Here is a 16862-nt window from a genome sequence, read left to right as displayed (position 1 = left end):
GGAACTTAAGGATAACTAGGAGGAAACACAAATGGATTATAAGAAATATATTACTGAGGTTAAAGATTATCCGAAAGAAGGAATTAGCTTCAAAGATATTACTACTCTTATGGAAGATGGAAAAGCCTATAAAGCGGCAATTGATGAAATGGCCGATTTCGCAAAAAATAAAGAGGTAGATGTGATTGTAGGACCTGAAGCAAGAGGGTTTGTAGTAGGCTGTCCAATTTCTTATGCTTTAGAAGTCGGTTTCGTACCAGTGAGAAAAGCCGGCAAACTTCCACGCGAAGTACTGAGAGTTGATTATGGTTTGGAGTATGGGAAAGACTCCCTTAATATACATGTTGATTCCATTAAAAAAGGACAGAAGGTGCTTATTACTGATGATCTTTTAGCAACCGGTGGAACAATTGAAGCAACAATAAAAATTGTTGAGGAACTCGGCGGAATTGTCGTTGGAATAGCATTTATGATTGAATTGACCTATTTAGACGGTCGAAATAAGCTAGGGAAATATGACGTATTTACACTTATGAGTTATTAATATTAAAAGGGAGTGTCTATGCTGACACTCCTCATTTCATTGCAAAATAAAGAAGAAAGAATGACCGTTAGGCTGTTTTTCTTAATTTGGTTTGCAAATTCACTGCTTTTTTGTTTCATAATATGTTATGCTGATTGAAAGTCTTTTCCACGGAAGGGACTTTTTTTATAAACGGATTCGACAAATTTCTTGTTTCTTTACAAGCGTTAGATAAATGGTAATAATAAAGAGAAATACATCCACTTGTTACATAATATAAATAGGTTTATAAACCGAAATTAAGAGGAAATTTAAGGTGATTCCATGACTAGCGAACAAGTATTAGAAAAAGCAAGTGAATATTTACCTGAGAAGGAAGTAGCGCTGTTAAGAGAGGCCTATGAAGTGGCTGAGCATGCCCACCGTGAACAATACCGTAGATCTGGAGAGCCGTATATCTGGCATCCTGTTCAGGTGGCGGGCATTCTTGTAGAACTTGGTATGGATCCTAACACAGTAGCCGCTGCTTTTCTTCATGATGTAGTTGAGGATACTGATGTAACACTCGATGACCTGAAAAAACAATTTGGTGAAGAAATTGCTATGTTAGTCGATGGCGTAACGAAACTAGGTAAGATAAAGTACAAATCCAAGGAAGAACAGCAAGCGGAAAATCACCGAAAAATGTTCGTGGCAATGGCAAGGGATATACGTGTGATTTTAATTAAACTAGCTGATCGACTGCATAATATGAGAACACTTAAGCATTTGCCACCTGAAAAACAACGAAGAATTGCAAATGAAACGCTGGAAATCTTTGCGCCGTTAGCTCATAGATTGGGGATATCAACGGTTAAATGGGAGCTGGAGGATACTGCTTTACGTTACCTGAATCCCCAGCAATACTATCGAATCGTTAACCTCATGAAAAAGAAACGTGCCGAGCGTGAAGATTATATAGGAGAGGTCACAGACGATATTCTTGAAAAGTTGGGTAATATGAACGTGGAGGCTGAAATACATGGCCGAGCAAAACACATTTATAGTATTTACCGTAAGATGGTCCTGCAGAACAAACAGTTCAATGAAATCTATGACTTGCTAGCAGTCCGTATCGTAGTTAGCAGCATTAAAGACTGTTATGCTGTACTCGGAACCATTCATACTTTATGGAAACCAATGCCAGGAAGATTTAAAGATTATATCGCTATGCCAAAAGCGAATATGTATCAATCGCTTCATACAACGGTTATTGGGCCAAAGGGTGACCCACTTGAAGTACAAATTCGTTCAGAGGATATGCATAAAGTGGCCGAATTTGGTGTGGCTGCACATTGGGCTTATAAAGAAGGCAAAACAGTCAGTGACTCAAATGCTCTAGAGACAAAAATGTCATGGTTCCGCCAAATTTTAGAATGGCAAAATGATGCAAATGACGCTCAAGAATTTATGGAATCCTTAAAAATAGATCTTTTCTCTGATATGGTGTTTGTGTTCTCGCCAAAAGGTGATGTTATTGAATTACCAAAAGGTTCTGTTCCCTTGGATTTTGCGTTCCGTATACATACAGAAGTAGGTAATCGTTGTATCGGAGCAAAAGTAAACGGGAAAATGGTTCCGCTTGATCATCAACTTAAGACGGGTGACATCATAGATATTTTGACATCAAAGCATTCGTATGGTCCTAGTCAGGATTGGATAAAAATCACACAAAGCTCACATGCAAAAAATAAAATTCGACAATGGTTTAAAAAAGAGCGTAGAGAAGAAAACGTCGAAAAAGGTAAGGATCAAGTAGAAAAAGAAATTGAACGCAAAGGCTTTAAGATAAAAGAAGTCCTAACGAATGAAAATATAGACCGGGTTGCAGATAAATTTAGTTTCACTACGGAAGAAGACATGTATGCTGCTGTTGGTTATAACGGTATTACAGCTGCTCAAATTGTAACGAGATTGACAGATAACATTCGTAAAAAGCTGGATGAAAGCCTTGATGCTCAATCAATATCCGAAGCTGTAGAGGACATCAAACCTGTTGAAAAAAAGCGTGCTAAAACAAGTACCGGTGTTTCAGTAAAAGGAGTCGACAATCTGCTCATTAGATTGTCCCGATGCTGTAATCCCGTACCCGGTGATGACATCGTTGGGTACATTACAAAAGGCAGAGGAGTCTCCATTCACCGCAGGGACTGTCCAAATATAACCATGGAAAAAAGTGATACACGACTACTAGAAGTAGAGTGGGAACAAGGGCAAGACAAGCAAAAAAATTACAATGTCGATATTGAGATTTCCGGTTATGACAGACGGGCGCTTTTGAACGATGTTTTACAGGCTGTGGCAGAAACGAAAACAAATATCAATGCCGTGGCTGGAAAATCAGATAAAAATAAAATGGCTACTATAAACATGACAATTTCCATTCAAAACATCGCTCATTTGCAACGTGTTGTAGACCGCATCAAGAGTATTTCAGATATTTACTCGGTGCGCCGAATAATGCACTAGTTCGGTTGTTTTAAATTTTAGGGATAGCCATGGATAGAAGGAGATTTGTCAAATGCGTGTTGTCGTTCAGCGATCGTTAAAAGCAAATGTTACCGTTAATGATGAGGTTACAGGGGCGATTAATCATGGATATGTTCTACTCGTTGCTGTGACTCATGAGGACACAAAAGAAGATGCTTATTATGTTGCAGACAAAATTGCTAAACTTAGACTTTTTGAGGATGAGCATGGAAAACTCAATTTATCCATTCAAGAAGTCGAAGGACAAATTCTTTCTATTTCTCAATTTACGCTCTACGGTGACAGTCGAAAAGGAAGAAGACCTAACTTCAAGGCCGCAGCAAAACCTGTACAAGCAAAAGAATTGTATGATCTCTTTAATGAACGCCTGCAAAGTGAACACGATTTGCAAGTTGAGACGGGAATCTTTGGCGAAATGATGAACGTTAGCCTCCTAAATCACGGGCCTATTACGTTAATTGTAGAAAGTAAATAGTAAGAGTGATTACTTACGGATAAAACCGGACTTTTTTAGTAAGTGGAACTGGAAGAAGTGAGAACGCCAAGAGCGAATTCGAAGAGCATCATTCCTTTTAATAGCAACTATTTCATAGAAAACAATCTATACAATTTAATCGTTGCGTGGTGTATTATCCTCTTTTTTTTGGACAAACTGAGATAAAAGAGGAGGTATACACGATGAGGTCTGGTTACTCTCACCAAAACAAGGCGCTAACTGCAAATCGATTAATACATACCGATTTACATCGTTTTGTTGAAGCGGATGATATTCATTCGGCGTATGAAATGGCAACTGAATTCGGACCATCAAACCGAGGTGTTCGTTCTTTAAAAAAACGACTTGAAAGAAATTAATATTGAAAACTTTCGATAAAGGTTGACATGCTTTGAAAGTATTCGTATGATAGATTAAAATTGACGAAATTATATATACACCATTGAGGGAGCAAAGTAGTAAAGAGATTTCAATTACAGAGATGAAATGCCTAAGGCTGGAAGCATTTCTTTGAAACTTTACGAAGGAACACTCCTTAGGTATTTTTCTGAAAAGTTGACTTCTTATTAGGAAAAATCGTTATCGGACGTTATCTGATTAAGCGGGAGCAAAAAGTTGCTTCAACTAGGGTGGTACCACGGGAAAAACTCTCGTCCCTGACAAAGTTCAGGGATGGGGGTTTTTTGTTTTGGTGAAAAAGATTTCCAGGTTTTTACATAATACAATTTAAATTCGGCAGGAGGAGAAACGAGTATGAATTATAGAATTCCCAGGGGAACTCAGGATATTTTGCCAGAGCAATCACGTAAATGGCAATTTATTGAACAGAAAATCCACGATTTGTGTAACAGGTACAATTACAAAGAAATTCGTACACCTGTTTTTGAACAGACAGAACTGTTTGCACGTGGTGTCGGTGATACAACCGATATTGTTCAAAAAGAGATGTATACTTTTGATGACCGAGGTGGGAGAAGCTTAACATTACGGCCAGAAGGGACAGCATCCACAGTTCGATCATTTGTGGAGAATAAAATGCACGGCTGGGCAGACCAACCAGTGAAGCTTTATTATGTCGGACCAATGTTCCGCTATGAACGTCCACAATCAGGCAGAATGCGTCAATTTGTTCAATTTGGTGTTGAGGCAATGGGAAGTGCAGATCCTGCCGTTGATGCAGAAGTAATTGGTTTATCGATGGATTTTTACCGTGAATTAGGCTTGAGTAATCTAAAGCTTGTTGTGAATAGTCTTGGTGACAAGGAAAGTCGTAATAATCACCGGAATGCACTTATCGAACACTTTGAACCGAGAATTTCGGAGTTCTGCGCGGATTGTCAGCAGCGTTTAGAAAAAAATCCATTACGGATTCTTGACTGTAAACAAGACAATGATCATGAATTAATGGCAACAGCGCCATCTATTCTGGACTACTTAAATGAAGATTCAACCGATTACTTTAAATTAGTCCAACAGTACTTGGCGGATATGGATATTAGATTCGAAGTGGATCCTACGTTAGTAAGAGGATTGGATTACTACAACAATACTGCATTTGAAATTATGATAGATGGTGAAGGATTTGGTGCGATTACCACACTTTGTGGTGGAGGTCGTTACAACGGTTTAGTGGAGGATATCGGTGGACCAACTACTCCTGGAATAGGCTTTGCTTTAAGTATAGAGCGTTTATTAATGGCCCTTGAAGTACAAGAGATTTCATTACCCATTGAGGAAGGATTAGATGCTTACCTTGTTACGATGGGGGAGCAAGCTAAGGCTGTTAGCCCAAAGTTATTACACGGACTTAGAAGTAAAGGCTTAGCTGTTGATGGCGACTATATAGGGAAAAAAATGAAGGCTCAAATGAAAGCTGCCGACAGACAAAAGGCTGAGTTTGTCCTTTTATTAGGTGACGATGAATTAGCAGAAGATAATATTATGGTAAAAGAGATGGCAACTGGTGAACAAAAACAAGTGCCTTTAAAAGAAATAGCTGAATGGATAATTAGTCAAAGATAGGATATTAGAGAGGGGTATGACAGTGACTGAACGTACACACGTATGTGGAGAATTGTTAGAAGGATTAATTGGAGAAAAGGTAAAACTTCAGGGATGGGTAAAGACTCGCCGTGATTTAGGACAGGTTATATTCGTGGATTTACGAGATCGTTCCGGTATTGTTCAGATCGTGTTTAATGGAGAGAATTTCCCGGAAGCTTTGGAAGTTGCCGAGAAAATTAGAAGTGAGTATGTTATTCACGTCGAAGGTACGGTTGTCGCTCGAGAAGAGTCCACTGTGAATGTTAAAATCCCTACTGGTACGATTGAAGTTATGGTAGATGATATTAAAATATTAAATGCTTCAAAGGGATTGCCTTTTACTATTGATGACGATGTTGAAGTTTCGGAAGATGTTAGATTAAAATACCGCTATTTGGATTTACGACGCCCGAAAATGTTTAATACGATGCAATTAAGATATAAAACAAGCAAATTGATTCGTGACATTTTAGATGAAAAACAATTTATGGAAATCGAAACACCGATGCTTACTAAAAGTACACCAGAGGGTGCTCGTGATTACTTAGTTCCTTCACGCGTTCATCATGGAGAGTTTTATGCTTTACCGCAGTCTCCACAATTATTTAAGCAATTATTGATGGTCTCAGGTTTTGAACGCTATTATCAAATTGCCAGATGTTTCCGCGACGAAGATTTGCGTGCAGATCGTCAGCCTGAATTTACACAAGTCGACATTGAAGCATCATTTATGAGTAAAGAAGAATTAATTACGATGATGGAAGAGATGATGGTTCGCCTCTTAAAGGAACTTAAGGGTGTAGATGTTGTTAAAACATTCCCTAGACTAACCTATCAAGAAGCAATGAACCGTTTCGGATCGGATAAGCCGGACACTCGTTATGGTATGGAACTTGTTGATGTATCAGAACAAATGCTGGAAAGTGACTTCAAAGTATTTGCGAGTACTGTAAATAATGGTGGAGTTGTCAAAGGAATATGTGTCAAGGGTATCGCTGATGATTATTCACGTAAAGACTTAGACGGACTAAGCGCGGTTGCTGAAATTTATGGCGCAAAAGGCTTAGCGTGGCTGAAAATCGAAGAAGGTCAAACACTAAAAGGTCCTATCGCTAAGTTCTTCGGTGAAGAAAGTGCTGCTGGTCTAATCAAGTCATTTGAAGCCGAAGCAGGAGATGTCCTGTTTTTCGTAGCTGACAAAAAACGCGTAGCTTGGGATGCATTAGGGGCTTTAAGAATCAAGTTTGCAAAAGATTTAAACCTGGTGGATTCAAAAGAATTTAATTTCCTTTGGGTAACGGAATTCCCGTTATTATCTTATGATGAAGATGCAGGCCGTTATACTGCTGAACACCATCCGTTTACTCGTCCGCTTGCAGAAGATGAGTCAAAGCTTGATACAGCTCCTGAGGAAGTCAGAGCAGAAGCATATGACCTTGTGTTAAACGGGTATGAATTAGGTGGAGGTTCTCAGCGTATTTTTGAAAGGGAGCTCCAGGAAAAAATGTTTAAAGCACTTGGTTTTTCCGAAGAAGAAGCCATTAGTCAATTCGGCTTTCTGTTAGATGCTTTTGAATATGGTACACCGCCACACGGAGGAATTGCATTAGGCCTCGACCGATTAGTAATGATTTTAGCTGAAAGAACGAACTTGCGGGAAACAATTGCCTTCCCTAAAACAGCTAGTGCAAGTTGTCTTTTAACGAATGCACCGAGCGGAGTTTCAGAAGCACAATTAAATGATTTAAACTTGTCGATTCAAAAGAAGAAAGAATAGCTTGAAAAAGGATGACTCAAAAGGTTTATAGCCTTCATTGAGTCATCTTTTTTTAAAAGATAAGAATTTATAAAATTAGCAGCTATCTATACGCCACAAGTATCAAGGGAAACCCACATCCTATCGAGTAGCACCTACACACACTTCGTAGGTGCTACTCGGGGTGGCTTTAAAGATCACGCTGTATTTAATAAAAGACGGCTACGCCGTTTTTCTTAGAGTCTGCTATGTAATATAGAAAGTGATGTCAGAGGTACTCGAATGCTCTAGACAGACGCTATTGACGCTGGCAGGGATTCAGACACCTAGGAAAACCAGGGCCTTATGCTTAAGTGATGGTTGCGAAAGATCACTCTGAAATAAGTAAATAGTTAAAATATATGTTGAATACAAACTACAAATATAGCTCTTTACATGAAATAAAAACCTGTGCTATACTTGCGTTAACAAATTAAATATCTCGCTACTTGAAAGTATAAGTTTATGTTTTTTAAGAATAGGGAATTGCAATAACTAAGTGGTTAATAAGTGAATGAAGAGATAAAGTTATCATTTATTACCAGTTGATTGTTAACCTTAGATTTTGTATAATTAGATTAACAGCTGATAACAAGTTTAAGGGTCCTATGTTGTACGTGTAACAACTTTTCATTTTGAGCCAACACTTCGACCTTGGGAGTTTTCTGTTTCGCTAATAATAGCATGCCTCATACTTATGTAATAACTTAGAGGAAGTTAGAATTAACGAACACGACACCCACCTGCTATTGCAGGTTCAAAATAAGGTATTTTTACGGCAAACACGGGACTCTTAATATTCTAATATAATTAAAACACCTTTATAGGTGTTTTTTTTTCGTCTTTGTTGAATCAGGTGTTGTCTCTTGGAATAGAGTTGTCGGCAGAGATTGTAATAAGCGGACTGAAATGAGTGGAAAAGACGATGAATTGAACGTATAAGGCGTTGAAATGAGCGGGAGAGCGCGTCAAATGAATGGATAAGATGCTGAAATGAAGTTGAGAGCGTGAATTGAACGTGTAAGGCACTGAAATGAACGGGAGAGTGCATCAAATGAATTGGTAATGCGCTGAAATGAAGTAAAAAGCGCCTCAAATGAACGTGGATAAGACGCTGATATTAATGACTTATTGCCTCAAAAGATCTAAATTTCAATTTACATATCATACCTCAAATAAACTAAATTAATTTACGATTATTCAAGTATTTTTATAAAACGCTGTCATTTTACCCCGAAGATACGTTAAAATATATAATTAGAAGTACTTATTTATAGCCAGTCATCAGATGACCTTATGACTGGTGTCGAGGAGGGAAAACTATTATGAAAGTTTCATTGTTTTTAACCTGTCTAGCGGATGCTGCTTATCCGGCCGATGTCGGGAGAAGTACTGTTGAAGTATTAGAACGTTTAGGTTGTGAAATAGATTTTCCGAAAAATCAAACTTGCTGTGGTCAGCCAGCGTATAATAGTGGCTTTCACAGAGAGACGAGAGATGTCGCAAAGCACATGATCCGAACATTTGAGCATGCAGATTATATTGTCTCTCCGTCTGGTTCCTGTGTAGCGATGCTCAAAGAATACCCGCATCTGTTTGAAGATGATCCTGAATGGATTGGCAGAGCAAAAAAATTGGCTGATAAATCGTATGAACTTACCCAATTTATTGTGAATGTCCTGGAAGTAGAAGACGTAGGAGCAGAATTTGAAGGGAAAGTGACTTACCATACCTCCTGTCATATGACTCGTTTGCTTGGAGAGAGGGAAGCTCCAATGAAACTGTTGAAAAATGTAAAGGGGTTAAACTTCACGGAATTACCTAATAAACAGCAATGTTGCGGATTTGGTGGAACATTCAGCGTAAAAATGTTGCCTATTTCAGAACAAATGGTAGATGAGAAGGTGCAGCACATCGAAGAAACAAATGCAGATATATTAATTGGTGCTGATTTAGGTTGTTTAATGAATATTGGCGGGAGAATTGACCGACAAGGTAAGTCAGTGAAAGTTATGCACATTGCGGAAATTTTAAATAGTCAAAAATAAGAGGTGATTATATGGGTGTGAAGATTAGTAATGAAAAGTTTTTTGATAGGGTTGATAAAGGTATTAAAGATACATTTATGCGAAAAGCCGTTTCGGAGGCACAAAGCCGTCTTGAGGGGCGGAAAATAGAAGTGACGGAAGAATTAGGGAATTGGGAAGACTGGCGAGACCTGTCGGAAGAGATTAGACAGCACACGCTTGAAAATTTGGATTATTATTTGGAACAGTTTGCTCGGAATGTTGCTAAGCAAGGAGGACATGTATTTTTTGCGGGAAATGCTGAAGAAGCGAATGATTACATTACATCTGTCGTCAAAAAAAAGAATGCAAAAAACATCGTCAAATCAAAATCAATGGTCACGGAAGAGATTGGTATGAACGAAGCATTGGAAGAAATCGGTTGTAATGTGGTGGAATCTGATCTTGGAGAGTGGATTTTACAATTGGATGATCATGATCCACCCTCACATATCGTTGTACCTGCTCTTCATAAAAACAAAGAACAAATTAGAGAAACATTTAATAAGAAAAGACAATATGATAAAACTTCCGATCCAGATGAATTGGCAAAGTTTGCACGTCAGGAACTTAGAAAAGATTTCTTAGCAGCCGAAGTAGGAATTACTGGCTGTAATTTTGCTGTAGCCGAATCCGGAAGTGTCTCCCTTGTAACAAATGAGGGCAATGCAAGATTAGCGACTACGTTACCGGAAACACAGATTACGGTGATGGGTATGGAGAGAATCGTTCCTACTTGGAAGGAGCTTGATATTCTTGTTACGATGCTTTGCCGCAGTGCAGTCGGACAAAAATTGACGAGTTACATTACGGGATTAACGGCAACAAAAGAGCAAGGAGATGTAGATGGTCCGGAAGAATTTCACGTGGTAATTGTTGATAATGGCAGATCAAAAATATTAGGTACTAAATTCCAGTCAGCGTTGCAGTGTATTCGATGCGCAGCCTGTATTAACGTTTGTCCTGTTTACAGACACGTAGGTGGCCACTCTTACGGCTCGATCTATCCAGGTCCAATAGGAGCAGTATTAACTCCATTATTAGAGGGATATGAAGATTATAAAGAGCTTCCTTTTGCTTCGTCTCTATGTGCTGCTTGTACCGATGCTTGTCCAGTAAAAATTCCATTGCACGAGCAATTAGTGGAGCACCGTCGTATTATTGTGGAACAAGAAGGCAAATCGTCATTCGGAGAAAAATTGGCGATGAAAGGATATGCTTTTGGTGCAAGTACACCTAGTCTTTATCAAATGGGTATAAAAGGCGCACCCACATTTATTAATACTATTGCTGGTAAAGATGGCGATGGTAAAGGGGCTGGACCGATTAAATTATGGACGGATATTCGTAATTTACCAAAGTCCACAGGTCAGTCATTTAGAAAATGGTATAACAATCGCGAGAAAGGTGGTAATGACTAATGGCAACAGGAACCATTCAAAATCAGGACAAGTTTCTAGATAAAATTGCAAATCAACTTGGAAGAAAAAGGCAGACAAAAGAAGTGGAACTTCCTGCCTGGAAAAAAGCGCCACAGTATGATGTGTTCAAAGGTTTAAGTATGGATGAGCTGTTAGCCCAATTTGTCATCCAATGTGAGAAAATTCATGCGAATGTAGTTGTGACAAAAATGAATGAACTAGAAGAAATCTTTCATGAAGTGATCCAAAAGTTGGGAGGAGAATCAATTGTTTATTGGAATGACTCTCGGTTTGAAACATATGGATTGACGGCTGCACTCACTCAGGAAAAAGAGGAGGGTATATCTGTTCATGAATGGAAAAGTGATCTTGGTAAAAAAAATATCGAAATTGCTGAAAGAGCAAATATAGGCATTACATTTTCCGATATTACATTAGCGGAATCCGGAACGGTTGTTTTACTGAGTGATAGTGGAAAAGCCAGATCCGTTAGCTTATTACCACAAAAGCATCTGGCAATTATCCCTAAAAGTACAATAGTACCAAGAATGACACAAGCTTCAGAAAAAATTCATGAAATCTCCAAAAATGAAGGTAGAACACCTTCCTGTATTAATTTCATTTCTGGACCAAGTAACTCGGCAGATATCGAGTTAAGGCTCGTTGTCGGAGTACACGGACCCGTTGAGGTAACATATATTGTTATCGATGATATGTAATAATGATAATCGCAATTGATTACTATCAAAGATACTAGTCAATATATCTGAAAGAAAAATATTCAGAAAATCAAAACAAAAAAAGCGCTAAAATCTAGCGCTTACGTTTTCTAGCCTTGGTTAGTCGATAGATTATTTGTGAGAATCGCTGATTATCTTCAGTGATTCTCACTTTCTATCTAATAAAATATGTTATTTCGCTACTTTTTCCAGGTTTCCGTTTTTATCCATTCTGAAAGCAGCCGCCGATCTGTCAACAGATTCTTCCTCAAGTACCGCCATCCTTCTTGCGCGGTCCATAATTTGAATAATGGATTGGTAATCTTCCTGTATCGCTAGATGTTGCTGCTTCAATTGTGAATATGCTTGTTCCAGCGTATTCACTTTATTCTTAAGATCTGTATTTTCTTGCTCTAAAAGCGTTGCTTTAGATCCAGATCCTTTCATAGACCGCAAAAACACGATAACTTCGTCTAAGCTAAGTTCACGTTCTGGTTTACTTTGTACACTTTTAGTTCGTGGGAGTGGAAGTTCCGCACGCTGAGGCAATTCGAACTCTTGAGATTGATGTTTGTTGAACTCTTCCACAAACGAATAGGAGGGCTCCATATCCTGATCGAATCCTTTTTGGACTTGTGGCTTGGAATCCTGCGCCATCTGGCGTTTCTTTTGTTTGCGGTGTTTCTTTGCTAGTTTAATTGCATCATCATATTTATCTCTAACAACTGCATTCCACCGGAAACCGCATGCAGCGGACGTTCGATTTAACGCATCTCCAACTTCCTCAAACGCATTTAGTTGCGTACTACCTTCTCTTATGTGCCGTAAAACTGTTTCTGCTAATAATAAATCGTCCTCATGTGACCATGCATCTTGTCTAACTTTCATCATTTTCATTCCTTTCTTACTAATCTTCTTTCTTTTCTATTAACATGGTCAATGAAGGATGAAAGTATACTAACGAGATAAAATAAGTTTGCGTAATACATAATATGGAAAATTATTAAGATAAAGAGACAATCGATTAGTACCTAGAAATAGCGATCTTGATTACAATTATTTCTCTTTTCTTATAAAACTATTTTTCTTTTCTTTGTAAAAAGTAATCCAACCGTTTCTGAACTGTTTTTTCATATCCGTTCGTGGATGGAGAGTAAAATGTTCGGTTTTTAAGGTGTTCGGGAAGATATTGTTGGACGACATAATGATTCTCATAATTATGAGGATATAAGTAGCCTTCGCCATGCCCAAGTTTAGATGCTCCTTTGTAATGGGCATCACGTAAATGGACAGGAATATCGCTAGCTTTTTCTTTTTCTACAGCATTTAGTGCATCGTCAATCCCCTTAATTACGGCATTACTCTTAGGTGCTGTTGCTAAGTAAAGTGCTGCTTCAGCTAACGGAATCCTCGCTTCAGGCATTCCGATAAACTCCACTGCATGAAAGGCAGCTTCAGCAATTAATAGTGCGTTAGGATCTGCAAGTCCAACATCCTCTGCTGCATGTACATATAATCTTCTAGCAATAAAACGCGCATCTTCTCCTGCATAGATCATTTTTGCTAACCAATACAAAGTTGCGTCGGGATCTGAACCGCGGATGCTTTTTATAAAAGCTGAAATAGTGTCGTAATGGTTGTCTCCAGCTTTATCATAACGAATCATCCTTTTTTGAATAGATGCTTCTGCAGTGTTGAGGTCAATTTTAATGATATTTTCATCATTTGGGTCCGTTGTCAAAACAGCTAATTCAATCGCATTTAAAGCAGTTCTTGCGTCACCATTTGCGATATCAATAATGTGAGTAGAAGCCTCTTCATCAATGTGGATCGTATAATTTCCAAATCCTCTTTCTTTATCTTCCAGAGCTTGATCGATGACGCGACCTACTTCTTCATTTGTCAGAGAATGGAGTCGAAATAGACGGGAACGTGAAATAAGAGCAGGATTGACTTCGAACATCGGGTTTTCTGTTGTGGCTCCGATTAAAATGACTGTTCCATCCTCAACAAAGGGCAATAAAGAGTCTTGTTGTCCTTTATTAAAACGATGGATTTCATCAATAAATAAGACAGTTTTTGTTTGTTCAAATTTGAGTCGGTCTTTTGCCTGTTGGACAATTTCCCTGACATCTTTAATGCCAGACTGTACAGCATTCAACTGTTCAAATCGGGCCGAAGTAGTGTTAGCAATAACTCTTGCCAGTGTTGTTTTCCCAGTGCCGGGAGGACCGTGAAAAATCATGGGTGTGAGACGATCAGCTTCAATCGCTCTTCTCAATAAAGTCCCCTGCCCAATGATGTCTTCTTGCCCAATGACTTCTTGAAGTGACCTCGGCCTCATTCGGGAAGCTAAAGGACCCTTTGGTTGATCGTTGTTAGGATAATGAAATAAATCCATTTGTATACCACCTTTTTAAGGATTATGATGTATAAAATTAATCAGTAAGATGTCTCGTTCAGGTGATGAATCTTGAGCTAAAATTCTATTTTTATTATTAAAGCTGGATTTCATTGCACTATTTAGCATTTACCGATAGAATGCAAGAGGTTAAATGAAGTACCTTTAATAGATATACCACTGCTTCCTGTGGAACAGATCTCCTGTATCTATGCTATAATGAATTTACTAAACGAACAACAATTAAACATCAATAAAGTATGATTTGCTCGTTAAAAATAGAGAGGGTTGACGTTTTATGACTCTTGCATACACCAGGAACAAACATCAGGAAACGCCTTGGTTTCGATGGGGCGTTTTTCTCTTTGGAATTATCGTAATGAGTTTTGGCATTGCTTTGATGATTTCCGCTGATTTAGGAAGTGCACCATGGGATGTGCTCCACATTGGTCTGACCAATCAGTTTGGGCTTACGATCGGTTCTTGGACAATAATCATGGGATTCATATTACTTGTTTTAGCTACAATAATGACAAAAGAATGGCCGAGATTAGGTGCCTATTTAAATATGATTTTTGTTGGAGTTTTTGTGGATATTTTTCTGATTTTACTAGCAACTCCTGAATTACTGGTTGTAAAAATTTGCATGCTTGTCTTTGGAATATTTATTATGGGCTTTGGTATTGGAATTTATATATCTCCAAAATGTGGGGCAGGTCCTAGAGACAGCGTTATGCTGGCGTTCTCACAAAAAACGGGAGCATCGGTTGCCCGTGTGAGGATATTTATGGAAGTACTAGTCTTAATCGCAGGATGGGGACTTGGTGGACCAGTGTTCGTCGGTACAATCTTATTTAGTATTTTAATTGGGCATGTAACTGGTTTCTCATTAAACTATTGTCAAAAATGGATGGATACACGAATAGAAAGAAAAATGGAAAGGAGGATTCATGTTGAAAATATCAACTAAAGGAAGATACGGACTAACAATTATGATAGCATTAGCAAAAAAAGATGGAGAAGGCCCAATATCACTAAAATCTATTGCCAAAGAGCATAATCTTTCGGAACATTATTTAGAGCAATTGATAGCACCGTTAAGAAATGCGATGCTCGTTAAAAGTGTCAGAGGTGCTTACGGTGGATATATGTTAGGAAAACTAGCGGAAGAAATTACAGCTGGAGATATCATTCGTGTGCTGGAGGGACCGATTACGCCAGTAGAAATTATTGATGATGAAGAGCCGGCAAAACGTGATTTATGGATAAAAATTCGCGATGCGGTGAAAGATGTTCTTGATTCCACCACACTTGATGATTTAGCAACATACGAAGATACAGGGGAACAGGAAAATTTTATGTTCTACATTTAGAGGTTCTTCGTTTGATCAAGTTACCTGCGAAGCATTATAATATAAAAGACGCTATGCGTTCTGTATAAAGAGGGCAACTACCTTCAAACCGCACGTAGCAAGGAAGACCATCTTGCTACTTAAAAGATGGCGGCAGAAGCTGACGTTGCATTTAATAAAAGACGCTACGCGTTTTTCTTAGGTAGATAAGAATGTATAAGTTGACAGCTACCTTCACGCCGCAAGTATCAAGGGAAACCCATCCTTGCTACTTAAAAGATGGCGGCGGAAGCTGACGCTGTATTTAATAAAAGACGGCACTGCCGTTTTTCTTAGAGAAGGTGTGAAAGACGATGGAACGAATATACTTGGATCATGCGGCTACGTCTCCGATGCATCCCGAGGTTTTTCAAGCGATGAAGCCATTTTTTGAAACTTATTTTGGTAATCCTTCAAGTATTCATCATTTCGGAAGAGAAGCTAGAAGAGGCCTTGACGAAGCGAGAGAGTTCATCGCTCAGAAAATAAATGCCCGCTTTGATGAAATTGTTTTTACCAGTGGTGGTACTGAGGCCGATAATTTAGCAATACTTGGTTATGCTTTTGCGAACAATGATAAAGGAAACCATCTTATAACCACTAAAATAGAACATCATGCTGTGTTACATGCGTTTCAACATCTTGAAAAATCAGGGTATTCTGTGACGTATTTAGATGTAAATGAGCATGGTGAAATTTCAATGGAAGACTTGGAAAATGCTTTAACCGATGAAACAATTCTTGTGTCGATTATGTTCGGAAATAATGAAGTAGGCTCGATACAGCCAATTGAAGAGATAGGACGAGTATTGGCAGCACACCAAACGGTTTTTCATACAGATGCTGTCCAAGTTTTTGGATCAGAGCAAATAGACGTGAACCAGCTAGGTGTGGATTTATTGGCAGCTTCGGGTCATAAGATCAACGGACCGAATGGAACAGGTTTTTTATATATTAGGCAAGGCATCCATTTAGCATCATTGCAATATGGTGGAGAGCAAGAAAGAAAAAGACGGTCGGGAACAGAAAATGTACCAGCAATTGTAGGTATGCAGAAAGCACTCGAACTAGCTTTGAAGGAAAGTGAGAGGAGAAAATTACTCTATACTCAATTCAAAGAAATCTTGTTAACTAGCTTTGAACAGGAAATGATAAACTTCAAAGTCAATGGAAATCAGGAACAGGCTCTTTCTCATATATTAAATGTCAGTTTTCCTGGACTCAATGTCGAATCTATATTAATGAACTTGGATTTGGATGGTGTAGCAGTATCAAGTGGTTCGGCTTGCACAGCCGGCTCGATTGATCCTTCTCATGTACTTACCTCCATGTTTAATGATAAAAATAGAAGTCACTCTGCTGTTAGATTTAGTTTCGGACTAGGGAACGATCTTGCACAAATTGAGGAAGCAGCTCAAAAAGTAGTCAACGTTATGAAACGATTAGAAAGTCAGATAAAGTAGTCAAGGAGGTGAGTG

At 38.6% G+C, this 16862-nt stretch carries 14 protein-coding genes, 1 other RNA gene and 1 other annotated feature; of the genes, 13 read left to right on the top strand and 2 right to left on the bottom strand.

Annotated elements, in window-relative coordinates:
- Window positions 1-31: 31 nt before the first annotated feature.
- The 10 genes from CEF18_RS12525 (at window position 32) to CEF18_RS12485 (ending at window position 11592) form a co-directional block, all read left to right on the top strand.
- Complete coding sequence (locus CEF18_RS12525; protein ID WP_110936790.1) at window positions 32-544, top strand: adenine phosphoribosyltransferase; 513 nt, start codon at window positions 32-34, stop codon at window positions 542-544.
- Window positions 545-847: 303 nt separating this feature from the next.
- A complete protein-coding gene (locus CEF18_RS12520; RefSeq protein ID WP_110936789.1) occupies window positions 848-3031 on the top strand; it encodes a RelA/SpoT family protein in 2184 nt (727 codons plus the stop codon).
- Window positions 3032-3083: 52 nt separating this feature from the next.
- Window positions 3084-3527, top strand: a complete 444-nt coding sequence (dtd, locus tag CEF18_RS12515) for a D-aminoacyl-tRNA deacylase (RefSeq protein WP_110936788.1) — start codon at window positions 3084-3086, stop codon at window positions 3525-3527.
- Between the two features lie 203 nt (window positions 3528-3730).
- On the top strand, window positions 3731-3907 hold the full coding sequence (locus CEF18_RS25930; RefSeq protein ID WP_183040871.1) for a hypothetical protein: 177 nt from the start codon (window positions 3731-3733) through the stop codon (window positions 3905-3907).
- Between the two features lie 74 nt (window positions 3908-3981).
- Window positions 3982-4209: a binding site (T-box leader), on the top strand.
- A 92-nt stretch (window positions 4210-4301) separates the two neighbouring features.
- The gene (gene hisS, locus CEF18_RS12510; protein ID WP_110936787.1) at window positions 4302-5570 is read left to right on the top strand and encodes a histidine--tRNA ligase; all 1269 of its coding nucleotides are present in this window, start codon (window positions 4302-4304) and stop codon (window positions 5568-5570) included.
- Window positions 5571-5592: 22 nt separating this feature from the next.
- Window positions 5593-7368: an aspartate--tRNA ligase gene (gene aspS, locus CEF18_RS12505; protein ID WP_110936786.1), complete on the top strand. Its 1776-nt coding sequence runs from the start codon at window positions 5593-5595 to the stop codon at window positions 7366-7368.
- 618 nt (window positions 7369-7986) lie between these two features.
- Window positions 7987-8181: non-coding RNA, 6S RNA (ssrS, locus tag CEF18_RS12500), on the top strand.
- A gap of 530 nt (window positions 8182-8711) precedes the next feature.
- Window positions 8712-9434 carry a (Fe-S)-binding protein gene (locus CEF18_RS12495; protein ID WP_110936785.1) on the top strand — a complete coding sequence of 241 codons (723 nt, stop codon included), beginning with the start codon at window positions 8712-8714 and terminating at the stop codon, window positions 9432-9434.
- A gap of 11 nt (window positions 9435-9445) precedes the next feature.
- Window positions 9446-10873: a LutB/LldF family L-lactate oxidation iron-sulfur protein gene (locus tag CEF18_RS12490; RefSeq protein WP_110936784.1), complete on the top strand. Its 1428-nt coding sequence runs from the start codon at window positions 9446-9448 to the stop codon at window positions 10871-10873.
- Window positions 10873-11592: a LutC/YkgG family protein gene (locus tag CEF18_RS12485; protein WP_110936783.1), complete on the top strand. Its 720-nt coding sequence runs from the start codon at window positions 10873-10875 to the stop codon at window positions 11590-11592. Before CEF18_RS12490 ends, CEF18_RS12485 begins: the two co-directional genes overlap by 1 nt.
- Window positions 11593-11784: 192 nt before the next feature.
- On the opposite strand, the gene CEF18_RS12480 is transcribed toward CEF18_RS12485, so the two are convergent.
- Window positions 11785-12480, bottom strand: coding sequence for an RsfA family transcriptional regulator (locus CEF18_RS12480; protein WP_183040872.1), 696 nt, complete (start codon window positions 12478-12480; stop codon window positions 11785-11787).
- A 190-nt stretch (window positions 12481-12670) separates the two neighbouring features.
- Window positions 12671-13993, bottom strand: coding sequence for an AAA family ATPase (locus tag CEF18_RS12475; RefSeq protein WP_110936781.1), 1323 nt, complete (start codon window positions 13991-13993; stop codon window positions 12671-12673).
- Between the two features lie 298 nt (window positions 13994-14291).
- Between CEF18_RS12475 and CEF18_RS12470 the strand changes: the two genes are divergently transcribed.
- From CEF18_RS12470 to CEF18_RS12460, 3 genes are all read left to right on the top strand, one after another.
- Window positions 14292-14963 carry a YczE/YyaS/YitT family protein gene (locus tag CEF18_RS12470; protein ID WP_110936780.1) on the top strand — a complete coding sequence of 224 codons (672 nt, stop codon included), beginning with the start codon at window positions 14292-14294 and terminating at the stop codon, window positions 14961-14963.
- The gene (cymR, locus tag CEF18_RS12465; protein ID WP_110936779.1) at window positions 14947-15366 is read left to right on the top strand and encodes a cysteine metabolism transcriptional regulator CymR; all 420 of its coding nucleotides are present in this window, start codon (window positions 14947-14949) and stop codon (window positions 15364-15366) included. Before CEF18_RS12470 ends, cymR begins: the two co-directional genes overlap by 17 nt.
- Before the next feature lie 332 nt (window positions 15367-15698).
- Complete coding sequence (locus CEF18_RS12460; RefSeq protein ID WP_110936778.1) at window positions 15699-16847, top strand: cysteine desulfurase family protein; 1149 nt, start codon at window positions 15699-15701, stop codon at window positions 16845-16847.
- Window positions 16848-16862 lie beyond the last annotated feature (15 nt).

Source organism: Salipaludibacillus neizhouensis (assembly GCF_002886185.1).
Classification (GTDB): domain Bacteria; phylum Bacillota; class Bacilli; order Bacillales; family Salisediminibacteriaceae; genus Salipaludibacillus; species Salipaludibacillus neizhouensis.
Note: the sequence above shows the minus strand (reverse complement) of the source record. Positions and strands in the feature narration are given on the sequence as shown.

What these genes read in the sequence shown, in the direction of transcription:
- hisS (WP_110936787.1), top strand. Translation starts at nt 4,302, where the DNA reads ATGAATTATAGAATTCCCAGGGGAACTCAGGATATTTTGCCAGAGCAA.
- CEF18_RS25930 (WP_183040871.1), top strand. Translation starts at nt 3,731, where the DNA reads ATGAGGTCTGGTTACTCTCACCAAAACAAGGCGCTAACTGCAAATCGA.
- CEF18_RS12475 (WP_110936781.1), bottom strand. Translation starts at nt 13,993, where the DNA reads ATGGATTTATTTCATTATCCTAACAACGATCAACCAAAGGGTCCTTTA.
- CEF18_RS12470 (WP_110936780.1), top strand. Translation starts at nt 14,292, where the DNA reads ATGACTCTTGCATACACCAGGAACAAACATCAGGAAACGCCTTGGTTT.
- dtd (WP_110936788.1), top strand. Translation starts at nt 3,084, where the DNA reads ATGCGTGTTGTCGTTCAGCGATCGTTAAAAGCAAATGTTACCGTTAAT.
- CEF18_RS12490 (WP_110936784.1), top strand. Translation starts at nt 9,446, where the DNA reads ATGGGTGTGAAGATTAGTAATGAAAAGTTTTTTGATAGGGTTGATAAA.
- CEF18_RS12485 (WP_110936783.1), top strand. Translation starts at nt 10,873, where the DNA reads ATGGCAACAGGAACCATTCAAAATCAGGACAAGTTTCTAGATAAAATT.
- CEF18_RS12460 (WP_110936778.1), top strand. Translation starts at nt 15,699, where the DNA reads ATGGAACGAATATACTTGGATCATGCGGCTACGTCTCCGATGCATCCC.
- CEF18_RS12480 (WP_183040872.1), bottom strand. Translation starts at nt 12,480, where the DNA reads ATGAAAGTTAGACAAGATGCATGGTCACATGAGGACGATTTATTATTA.
- CEF18_RS12495 (WP_110936785.1), top strand. Translation starts at nt 8,712, where the DNA reads ATGAAAGTTTCATTGTTTTTAACCTGTCTAGCGGATGCTGCTTATCCG.
- CEF18_RS12525 (WP_110936790.1), top strand. Translation starts at nt 32, where the DNA reads ATGGATTATAAGAAATATATTACTGAGGTTAAAGATTATCCGAAAGAA.
- CEF18_RS12520 (WP_110936789.1), top strand. Translation starts at nt 848, where the DNA reads ATGACTAGCGAACAAGTATTAGAAAAAGCAAGTGAATATTTACCTGAG.